10 protein-coding genes are annotated in these 9,908 nt (G+C 72.0%); 2 read left to right on the forward strand and 8 right to left on the reverse strand.

The window, feature by feature from the left end; genetic code table 11:
• The 4 genes from GPJ59_RS28010 to GPJ59_RS28025 form a co-directional block, all read right to left on the reverse strand.
• Positions 1 to 702 (reverse strand): NAD(P)H-hydrate epimerase (locus GPJ59_RS28010; RefSeq protein WP_308120524.1); only part of this gene is annotated, 702 nt, incomplete at its 3' end.
• 575 nt (positions 703 to 1,277) lie between these two features.
• The gene (locus GPJ59_RS28015) at positions 1,278 to 1,646 is read right to left on the reverse strand and encodes a holo-ACP synthase (RefSeq protein ID WP_219670487.1); all 369 of its coding nucleotides are present in this window, start codon (positions 1,644 to 1,646) and stop codon (positions 1,278 to 1,280) included.
• A 40-nt stretch (positions 1,647 to 1,686) separates the two neighbouring features.
• The gene (gene glmS, locus GPJ59_RS28020; protein WP_219670488.1) at positions 1,687 to 3,534 is read right to left on the reverse strand and encodes a glutamine--fructose-6-phosphate transaminase (isomerizing); all 1,848 of its coding nucleotides are present in this window, start codon (positions 3,532 to 3,534) and stop codon (positions 1,687 to 1,689) included.
• A gap of 109 nt (positions 3,535 to 3,643) precedes the next feature.
• Entirely contained in the window at positions 3,644 to 4,390 is a 747-nt protein-coding gene (locus tag GPJ59_RS28025) for a hypothetical protein (RefSeq protein WP_219670489.1), read from the reverse strand.
• 252 nt (positions 4,391 to 4,642) lie between these two features.
• On the opposite strand from GPJ59_RS28025, the gene coaA reads away from it, so the two are divergent.
• Together coaA and GPJ59_RS28035 are read left to right on the forward strand one after the other, a co-directional pair.
• Positions 4,643 to 5,638 carry a type I pantothenate kinase gene (gene coaA, locus GPJ59_RS28030; RefSeq protein WP_219670490.1) on the forward strand — a complete coding sequence of 332 codons (996 nt, stop codon included), beginning with the start codon at positions 4,643 to 4,645 and terminating at the stop codon, positions 5,636 to 5,638.
• A gap of 2 nt (positions 5,639 to 5,640) precedes the next feature.
• The gene (locus GPJ59_RS28035; protein ID WP_219670491.1) at positions 5,641 to 6,591 is read left to right on the forward strand and encodes a DUF389 domain-containing protein; all 951 of its coding nucleotides are present in this window, start codon (positions 5,641 to 5,643) and stop codon (positions 6,589 to 6,591) included.
• 50 nt (positions 6,592 to 6,641) lie between these two features.
• On the opposite strand, the gene glmM is transcribed toward GPJ59_RS28035, so the two are convergent.
• The 4 genes from glmM to GPJ59_RS37850 form a co-directional block, all read right to left on the reverse strand.
• Positions 6,642 to 8,000 (reverse strand): phosphoglucosamine mutase, encoded by a 1,359-nt coding sequence (gene glmM, locus GPJ59_RS28040; RefSeq protein WP_219670492.1) that lies wholly within the window; start codon positions 7,998 to 8,000, stop codon positions 6,642 to 6,644.
• Positions 8,001 to 8,144: 144 nt separating this feature from the next.
• Complete coding sequence (gene rpsI, locus GPJ59_RS28045) at positions 8,145 to 8,660, reverse strand: 30S ribosomal protein S9 (RefSeq protein ID WP_219670493.1); 516 nt, start codon at positions 8,658 to 8,660, stop codon at positions 8,145 to 8,147.
• A 42-nt stretch (positions 8,661 to 8,702) separates the two neighbouring features.
• Positions 8,703 to 9,146, reverse strand: coding sequence for a 50S ribosomal protein L13 (gene rplM, locus GPJ59_RS28050; RefSeq protein ID WP_219670494.1), 444 nt, complete (start codon positions 9,144 to 9,146; stop codon positions 8,703 to 8,705).
• A gap of 235 nt (positions 9,147 to 9,381) precedes the next feature.
• On the reverse strand, positions 9,382 to 9,846 hold the full coding sequence (locus GPJ59_RS37850) for a hypothetical protein (RefSeq protein WP_374200925.1): 465 nt from the start codon (positions 9,844 to 9,846) through the stop codon (positions 9,382 to 9,384).
• Positions 9,847 to 9,908: the final 62 nt, after the last annotated feature.

Genomic DNA, 9,908 nt, shown 5'->3' on the forward strand with positions numbered 1-9,908 from the left:
GTCCGGCAGCGCTTCGGCGACCCGGCCGCCGGCGGCGAGCAGCGCGGCGAGCCCGCCGGCGTGCACCCGCTGCGGATCCAGCAGCACGGCGTGCACCCGGGCCCCCCGCCGCGCGAGCCGCGCCCCGGCGTACAGGGCGTCTCCCCCGTTGTCCCCGACCCCGGCCAACACCCCGACCCGCGCACCGACGACACGGCGTCGCACGCCGGGGACCCACCCGCCCCCGCCCGGCACGTCACCGACCTCGCCGGCCAGGAACCCCATGTCGGCAACCCGGCCGGCCCCGAAGCGCGCGTCGCCGACCTGGCCGGCCCTGCCCAGCGCGTCACCGGCCTCGCCGGCCGAGAACCCCACGTCGGCAACCCGGCCGATCCCGGAGCGCGCGTCGCCGACCCGACCGGCCCCGAAGCGCGCGTCGCCGATCTCGCCGGCCGAGAACCACGCATCGCCGACCTGCCTGGCGCCGAACCCTCGGCGGCCGCCCCGGCGCCGCCCCCGGCCGGCGGACCCGCCGCGGCCGTACCCCCGTTCGCTCCCCGGTTCGCTCCCCGGTTCGCTCGCCAGGTCGGCCCCGCGCAGCAGTTGGGCGCAGGCCGCCGCCAGGCCCGCCGCCGCGCGCTGCATCAGCGCGCCCTCCGGCAACCGCGCCATCAGCTCGCGCTCCGCCGCCCGTACCGTCTCCACCCCGTACGCAGTCCGCATGGGCCCCAGCCTCGCGCGATCACCGCCCCACCCGCCACCCCGACACCGCCCGGCAGCCGACACGTTCGGCGACGCCGCCGATGTGTGCGCCGACGGCGTCGGCCGCCCCGACCCGGCCCCCGGCCGACGCCGGCCGGGAGCCCGGGCGGAGGACCGAGCGGGCCCCAGGGCGCGGAGGACAGGCCCGAGCCGACCGGCCCGGTGCCGGCGCCGCCCGCTCGGCGCCACCCGCTCGTCGCCACCCACTCGGTGGCGCCCTGGGAGCCCGGACGCCGACGCCGCACGGCTCCGATGTCGAGGTCGCCGACGTGACGTTCCCTCACCCGCACCGGCACGGCACCGCCGAACGGCCGCGCACGCAGGGCACCGCCCCCGAGGCCGGCACGGCTGACGACCGACAAGCTCCGCCGCACCCCTGCCCAGAGGGCACCGGCAACGCCACCGCAGGCCGCAGGCCGCAGGCCGCAGGCCGCAGGCCGCAGGCCGCATCGCCCCACCGAGGGAGCGGTGACGGATCCGCCCCGCCGCGGAAGCCGTGGCAGGACGGATCCGCCCCGCCGAGGAGGCAACAGCCCTCACCCCTCGGCGATGACCACCGCCGACGCCACCCCGGCGTCATGGCTGAGCGAGACGTGCCAGGACGCCACGCCCAGGTCCGCCGCCCGCGCCGCCACCGTGCCCGTAACCCGGAGCCTTGGCTGGCCGCTGTCCTCGACGTACACCTCCGCGTCCGTCCACAGCAGGTTCCCCGGTGCGCCCAGTGCCTTCGCCAGGGCCTCCTTCGCCGCGAACCGCGCCGCGAGCGACGCGATCCCGCGCCGCTCGCCGCTCGGCAGCAGCAACTCGGCGTCCACGAACAGCCGCTGCGCCAGATGCGGTGTCCGCTCCATCGCCGCCGCGAACCGGTCGATCTCCGCCACGTCGATGCCCACGCCGATGATCACAACAAACGTCCCGTCGCCCGCCGGCCCCGCAGGGCCGGCCCTACTCCACCGTTACCGACTTCGCGAGATTACGCGGCTGGTCCACCTCGTTGCCCCGCGCCGTCGCCAGCTCGCACGCGAACACCTGCAACGGCACCGTCGCCACCAGCGGCTGGAGCAACGTCGGCGTGGCCGGGATGCGGATCAGGTGGTCGGCGTACGGGACGACCGCCTCGTCACCCTCCTCCGCGATCACGATGGTCCGCGCGCCCCGCGCCCGGATCTCCTGGATGTTGGAGACGATCTTGTCGTGCAGGACCGACCGCCCGCGCGGCGACGGCACCACGACCACCACCGGCAGGTCGTCCTCGATCAGCGCGATCGGACCGTGCTTCAGCTCGCCCGCCGCGAAGCCCTCGGCGTGCATGTACGCCAGTTCCTTGAGCTTGAGCGCGCCCTCCAGGGCGACCGGGTAGCCGACGTGCCGGCCCAGGAACAGCACCGTGTTCTTCTCTGCGAGCGACCGGGCGAGCGCGCGCACCGGCTCCATCGTCTCCAGTACGGTGTCCACCGCGCCCGAGATCTCCGACAGTTCGCGGATCACCGCCTGGATCTCGTCGCCCCACTTGGTGCCCCGTACCTGTCCGAGGTACAGCGCGACCAGGTAGCAGGCCACCAGCTGGGTCAGGAACGCCTTGGTCGAGGCGACCGCCACCTCCGGCCCGGCGTGGGTGTACAGGACGGCGTCCGACTCGCGGGGGATGGTGGAGCCGTTGGTGTTGCAGACGGCCAGCACCTTGGCTCCCTGCTCGCGCGCGTGGCGCAGCGCCATCAGGGTGTCCATGGTCTCGCCGGACTGGGAGATCGCCACGACCAGGGTGCGCTGGTCCAGGATCGGGTCGCGGTAGCGGAACTCGCTCGCCAGCTCCGTCTCGCACGGGATGCGCGTCCAGTGCTCGATGGCCAGCTTCGCGATCAGGCCCGCGTGGTACGCCGTCCCGCACGCCACGATGACGACCTTGTCGATCTCCCGCAGCACCGAGGCCGGGATGCGCACCTCGTCCAGGCTGAGCGTCCCGCCCGCGTCGATCCGGCCCAGGAGGGTGTCGGCGACCGCCTTGGGCTGCTCGGCGATCTCCTTGAGCATGAAGTAGTCGTAGCCGCCCTTCTCGGCGGCCGAGGCGTCCCAGTCGACGTGGTACGCCCGTACGTCGGCCGGTGCGCCGTCGAAGTCGGTCACGGTGACGGCGTCGCGGCGCAGTTCGACGACCTGGTCCTGGCCGAGCTCGATGGCGGAGCGGGTGTGGGCGATGAAGGCGGCCACGTCGGAGGCGAGGAAGTTCTCGCCCTCGCCGACGCCCACCACCAGCGGGGAGTTGCGCCGGGCGCCGACGACCACGTCCGGCTCGTCGGCGTGCACGGCGACCAGGGTGAACGCCCCTTCCAGCCGGCGGCAGACCTGGCGCATGGCCTCGGCGAGGTCGCCGGTGGAGGAGAAGCACTCGGTGAGCAGGTGGGCGACCACCTCGGTGTCGGTCTCGGACTGCAGCAGGTGCCCGCGCTCGGTGAGTTCGGTGCGCAGGGCGGCGAAGTTCTCGATGATGCCGTTGTGGACGACGGCGACGCGCCCCGCGTTGTCGAGGTGGGGGTGGGCGTTGCCGTCCGTCGGCCCGCCGTGGGTGGCCCAGCGGGTGTGCCCGATGCCGGTGGACCCGCTCGGCAGCGGTTGCCCTACCAGGGTCTTCTCCAGGTTGACCAGTTTTCCGGCCTTCTTGGCGGTGGCCAGTCCCCCGTCGGCGAGCACGGCGACGCCGGCCGAGTCGTAGCCGCGGTACTCCAGCCGCTTGAGTCCGGCGATGACCACATCGAGCGCCGACTGCGCTCCCACGTAACCCACAATTCCGCACATAGGGCGCAGCGTACGCCGAAGTCGGCCGCCTGCCCCGTACCTGGAGCAGACGAAAACCCCGCCCGGTGGAAGCCACCGGAGCGGGGTTGACGGCCTGTCGGACGAAGGGTCAGCCGAGCTTCTTGGCCTGGGCGTCGACGACGGTCTTCGGGAAGACGGCGTCGCCGCCGAGGCTCAGGGCGCTGAATCCGGCCAGGGTGTTGCCCTTGCGTACGACGATGATGTGGGTCTTGGCCTTGCCCGCGTCGTCCAGGTTCATCACGGTGGTCAGGGAGAGCGCCTCGTCGCCGGCGGTGACGGCCGTGCCGGGCGCGACGCTGTCGATCTTGGTCGTGTCGCCCTCCTGGGTCACCGAGTAGCCGCCGGCGCAGGCCGTGCCCGCGGCCTTGAGGGAGGCGAAGGCCTCCTCGGCGCCCTTGCCGTCGTAGGAGGTGAGGGAGACCGACGTGGCCGTGCTCTGGAGGGCCTCCAGGGAGGCCTTCAGCTTCTCCTCGGCGGAGGCGTTGGCGGCCGGCTCCTTCGGCTTGGCGACGGTCACGGTCCGGGCGACGCCGGCGGCGGAGCCGACCTTCTGGAGCGACTGGATCTGGGCCAGCGGCTTGCACTCGGGCTTGTCGGTCTGGACCGCGGGCGCGGCGGCGGCCTTGGCGGCGGTCTCCTGCTTGACGAGCTGGTCCGACAGGTCCGCCTGCGTGACCAGCAGCGTCGCCAGCTCCGCGTCGGTCTTGGCCTTCGCCGCCGGCGCGGCCGCCGCCGCGGAGGACGCGCCACCCTTCGGCTCGTCCTTCTTGTCCGCCGGCTTGTCCGAGCCGCAGGCCGTGGCCAGCAGGGCCAGCGAGACAGCGGACGCGGTCATGACAGAACGACGGACGATGGTGCTACGCATGGTGCTACGCACGGCGAGATTCCCCCCGATGAACTGGTGAACGATGAGCTGATGAGCTGATGACTACGCAGCGCAATCTACCGGGCGGTACCGACCCATGATCAGCCGCATTCGCGCCAAGCCCCCTATCGTGACCGACGCGAGACCCCTGCGACACCTGCCCGTACCCCACGTGACCGACCCCACCACCCACAGGCCGCCCGGAACGCCGACAATGGCGGTGTGATCACTTCGCCGCCACGAAGCGCACCCTCCCGGCACCGCGCCGAGGGCTCCCCCTACGTCGACCTCACCCGGGCCGAGTGGAGCGCCCTGCGCGACCGGACCCCGCTGCCGCTGACCGCCGACGAGGTCGAGCGGCTGCGCGGCCTCGGCGACGTCATCGACCTCGACGAGGTGCGTGACGTCTACCTGCCGCTGTCCCGGCTGCTGAACCTCTACGTCGGCGCCACCAGCAACCTGCGGGGCGCGCTCAACACCTTCCTCGGCGACACGGGCAACGGGCACTGCGCCCAGACCGGCACCCCGTTCGTCATAGGCGTCGCGGGCTCCGTGGCCGTCGGCAAGTCCACCGTGGCCCGCCTGCTCCAGGCGCTGCTGGCCCGCTGGCCCGAGCACCCCCGGGTGGAGCGCGTCACCACCGACGGCTTCCTCTACCCGATGAAGGAGCTCCAGGAGCGCGGCCTGACCTCGCGCAAGGGCTTCCCCGAGTCCTACGACCGGCGCGCCCTGACCCGCTTCGTCGCCGACATCAAGGCCGGCAAGGAGGAGGTCACCGCCCCGGTCTACTCCCACCTCATCTACGACATCGTGCCCGGCGAGAAGCTCGTCGTACGCCGCCCGGACATCCTGATCGTGGAGGGGCTGAACGTGCTCCAGCCGGCCCTGCCCGGCAAGGACGGCCGTACCCGGGTCGGGCTCGCGGACTTCTTCGACTTCTCCGTCTACGTCGACGCGCGCCCCGAGGACATCGAACGCTGGTACCTCAACCGCTTCCGCAAGCTGCGCGAGACCGCCTTCCAGAATCCTTTCTCCTACTTCCGGAAGTACACCCAGGTCTCGGAGGAGGAGGCCCTGGAGTACGCGCGCACCATGTGGCGGACGATCAACCGCCCCAACCTGCTGGAGAACGTGGCCCCGACCCGCGGCCGGGCCAACCTGATCATCCGTAAGGGCCCGGATCACAAGGTGCAGCGGCTGAGTCTCCGTAAGCTCTGAGCATGCTGCATCTGAGGCTGATCACCCCGGCCGACCGCACGGAGGCGGTGGTCGAGGTCATCGGTTCGACCGTCGGCACCACCCACCTGGTCGTCCTGCCCGGCGCCGCCCGGAACCCGGAGGGCGATCTGGTCCTGTGCGACGTCGCCCGGGAGGCCGGTGACCAGCTGCTGCACGAGCTCCGGCTGCTCGGTGTCGACCGGGACGGCTCGATCGCCGTCGAGAACATCGACCTGACGTTGTCGAAGCGGGCCGACGAGGCCGAGCTGGAGGCCCCCGGCGAACCGGCGGACGCGGTGATCTGGGAGCAGCTCGCCGAGGCCACCCACGAGGAGTCCGCCCTCACCATCACCTACGCCGCGTTCATGATCCTCGCCACGATGATCGCGGCCTGCGGTGTGGTGCTCGACAACGCGATCCTGATCGTGGGCGCGATGGCGGTCGGCCCCGAGTTCGGGCCGCTGGCCGGGGTGTGCACGGGCGTGGTGCAGCGCAGGCCCAGGCTGGCCGCGCGTTCGCTCGCGGCCCTGCTGATCGGGTTCGCCGCGGCCATCGTCGCGACGACGGTGTTCAGCCTGGTGATGGACGCGCTCGGGCTGTTCCGGGAGGGGCTGCTGGACGACCCGCGGCCGAACACCAGCTTCATCTGGCAGCCGGACCCGTTCTCCTTCGTGGTGGCCGTACTCGCGGGGACGGCGGGCATGCTGTCGCTGACCTCGGCGAAGTCCGGCGCGCTGGTCGGCGTCGCCATCTCGGTGACCACCGTCCCGGCCGGCGCCAACGCCGCCGTGGCCCTCAGCTACGGCGACTTCGGGCAGATGTGGGGGTCGACGGAGCAGCTCCTGCTGAACCTGGCCGGGATCATCGTCGCCGGCGTACTCACCCTGCTCGCGTGGAAGGTGCTGTGGCGCACCCAGCGCGGGCGGTGGAGGCGGCCCCTCCCCCGGGGCTGACCGGGACAGGGGCCGCAGCGGCGGGCGCTCAGGCCCCAGCCCTCAAGCCGTCAGCCCAGCGCCGACTTCACGACGTCCGCGAGGCGGCCGGCGACGGCGCGGGCCTGCTCGATGTCGGCGGCCTCCACCATCACCCGTACGAGCGGCTCCGTACCGGAGGGGCGCAGCAGCACCCGTCCGGTGCTGCCCAGCTCGCGCTCCGCGTCCGCGACGGCCGCGGCCAGCTCGGCGGACGTGCCGACGCGGGACTTGTCCACGTCGGGGACGTTGACCAGGACCTGCGGCAGGCGCTGCATGACCCCGGCGAGCTCGGCGAGGGTCCGGCCGGTGGCCGCCACCCGGGCCGCCAGCATCAGGCCGGTCAGCGTGCCGTCGCCGGTCGTGGCATGGTCGAGGATGATCACGTGGCCGGACTGCTCGCCGCCCAGCGCGTAGCCGTGCTCCTTCATCGACTCCAGCACGTACCGGTCGCCGACACCGGTCTGCACGAGCTCGATGCCCTCGCGCTCCATGGCCAGCTTGAAGCCGAGGTTGGACATGACGGTGCCGACCACGGTGTTCCCCCGCAGCTGGCCGGCCTCGCGCATGGCCAGGGCCAGGACCGCGAGGATCTGGTCGCCGTCGACCTCGTCGCCCGCCGCGTCCACGGCCAGGCAGCGGTCGGCGTCGCCGTCGTGGGCGATGCCGAGGTCCGCCCCGTGCTCGACGACGGCGCGCTTGAGCAGGTCGAGGTGGGTCGAGCCGCAGCCGTCGTTGATGTTCAGGCCGTCCGGCTCGGCGCCGATGGTGACGATCTCGGCCCCGGCACGGGCGAAGGCCTCGGGGGAGACGCGGGCGGCCGCGCCGTGCGCCTCGTCGAGGACGATCTTCAGGCCGTCGAGGCGGTTCGGCAGGACGCCGATGAGGTGGGCGACGTACTTGTCGAAGCCCTCGTCGTAGTCGGAGACCCGGCCCACGCCCGCGCCCGTCGGGCGGTCCCAGGGGGCGCCGGTGCGGTGCTGCTCGTAGACGGACTCGATGCTGTCCTCCAGCTCGTCGGCCAGCTTGTGGCCGCCGCGCGCGAAGAACTTGATGCCGTTGTCGGGCATGGCGTTGTGGCTGGCGGAGAGCATCACGCCGAGGTCGGCGCCCAGCGCACCGGTGAGGTACGCCACCGCCGGGGTGGGCAGCACACCGACGCGCAGGACGTCCACGCCCGCGCTGGCCAGGCCCGCGACGACCGCGGCCTCCAGGAACTCGCCCGAGGCCCGCGGGTCACGGCCGACCACGGCGGTCGGCCGGTGTCCCTCGAAGGTGCCCGCTTCGGCGAGCACATGGGCGGCCGCCACGGAGAGGCCGAGCGCCAGCTCGGCCGTCAGATCCGCGTTGGCGACACCGCGTACACCGTCCGTGCCGAAGAGTCGTCCCACTGTTGTCCTCCGAGTTCGCGCTGGGTACATCGTTGTACGTGACCGCGTGTGACAGGTATGTGCCGCGGACGGCGGTAAACGAACCGCCCCGGACAGCACAGAGTGTGCCGCCGGGGCGGATTCGTGCAGAGCAGCAGGCGGGGTTTAGCGCTTGCTGTACTGCGGAGCCTTGCGGGCCTTCTTCAGACCGGCCTTCTTCCGCTCGACCGCGCGGTCGTCACGGGAGAGGAAGCCGGCCTTCTTCAGCGGGCCGCGGTTGTTGTCCACGTCCGCCTCGTTCAGGGCGCGGGCCACGCCGAGGCGCAGGGCGCCGGCCTGGCCGGAGACGCCGCCACCCGCGATGCGGGCGATGACGTCGTAGCGGCCGTCGAGCTCGAGCACCTTGAAGGGCTCGTTGACTTCCTGCTGGTGCACCTTGTTGGGGAAGTAGTCCTCAAGGGTGCGACCGTTGATCTTCCACTTGCCGGTGCCCGGGACGATCCGGACGCGGGCGATGGCGTTCTTGCGACGGCCCAGGCCGGCGGCCGGCTGCGGGTCGCCGAAGCGGGAGGCCAGGGACTCGGAGGTGTAGTCACCCTCCGGCGCCTCGGACTCGAAGGTGGTCACAGCGTCGTAGGTCTCGTCGCCCTCGACGGGGGCTTCGAAGGTGGTCTCGGCCACGATTCTCCTCAGAATTCTCTGTGTCTTAGGGGGTGGCCGGGATTACTGCGCGACCTGGGTGATCTCGAACGGCACCGGCTGCTGGGCAGCGTGCGGGTGCTGGTCGCCCGAGTAGACCTTCAGCTTCGAGAGCATCTGACGGCCCAGGGAGTTCTTGGGGAGCATGCCCTTGACGGCCTTCTCGACGGCCTTCTCCGGGTTGTTCGCCAGCAGGTCGTCGTAGCGGACGCTGCGGAGACCGCCCGGGTAACCCGAGTGGCGGTACGCCATCTTCTGCTCACGCTTGTTGCCGGACAGGTGGACCTTGTCGGCGTTCACGATGATGACGAAGTCGCCCATGTCCATGTGGGGGGCGTAGGTGGGCTTGTGCTTGCCCCGCAGGAGGGCAGCGGCCTGGGTCGCCAGACGGCCGAGGACAACGTCCTGGGCGTCAATGACGAGCCACTGGCGCGAGATGTCGCCGGGCTTGGGGCTGTACGTACGCACGGTCGTATGCCTTCGCTTCTTCAGTGGTGGTGTATCCCCTGGGCTAGCCCCGGGGATGGGTCCTGACAAGGGTCACCACGGACGATCACGACAGCCCTGGTGCACTACGGGGACGCAACCCGTGTGTACCGCTGGTCATCGGCCCGGTGGACCGGCGTAAGGGCCCTTTCACGTGAGAATGAACAAGCCAATACGCATAACGAACCAGCAGGATACCCGCGCTGCCCCGGACGGGTCAAAACGGCGGAACGGATCCGGCCTGGGCCTTCTCCGCGCCGCGCGCGGCTCCTGTCGTTCGTACGCCGACCAGATTAACCCGAGGCGCGGCCGCACACCTCCGCATCAGGGCCGCCGCCACACCGCACAGGGCGAAACAGTCCTCGAAGGCCCGCCAGTGGTTGTCCGCCATGGAGGGCCCCGGGATGCCTGCGACCTGGGGGGCCAGGGCCAGCCAGAACCAGGGCGAACGGGCCACCGAGCCCTCCCGTACGGCGGAGGCGAGCAGCAGCGGGAGCACCACCAGCAGGTAGTGGTCGAAGGACGGCCGCGACACCAGGAATGCGGCGAGCATCACCATGCAGGCGGTCTCCACCAGCCGCAGCTCCCCCGCGCCCACGCCCGTGCCCGCGCCGGCGTCGGGCCCGCCCGCCGGTCCACCCGCGGGTCCCCCCGCCGCCCCGCCCCGGTCTCTTATACACATACGACGCTGCCGACCACCTTCCCCCGTGCGTCCATCGTCAGCGCCGCTATGTTTCAGACTAA

This window comes from Streptomyces bambusae, assembly GCF_019400985.1.
Lineage (GTDB): Bacteria > Actinomycetota > Actinomycetes > Streptomycetales > Streptomycetaceae > Streptomyces > Streptomyces bambusae_A.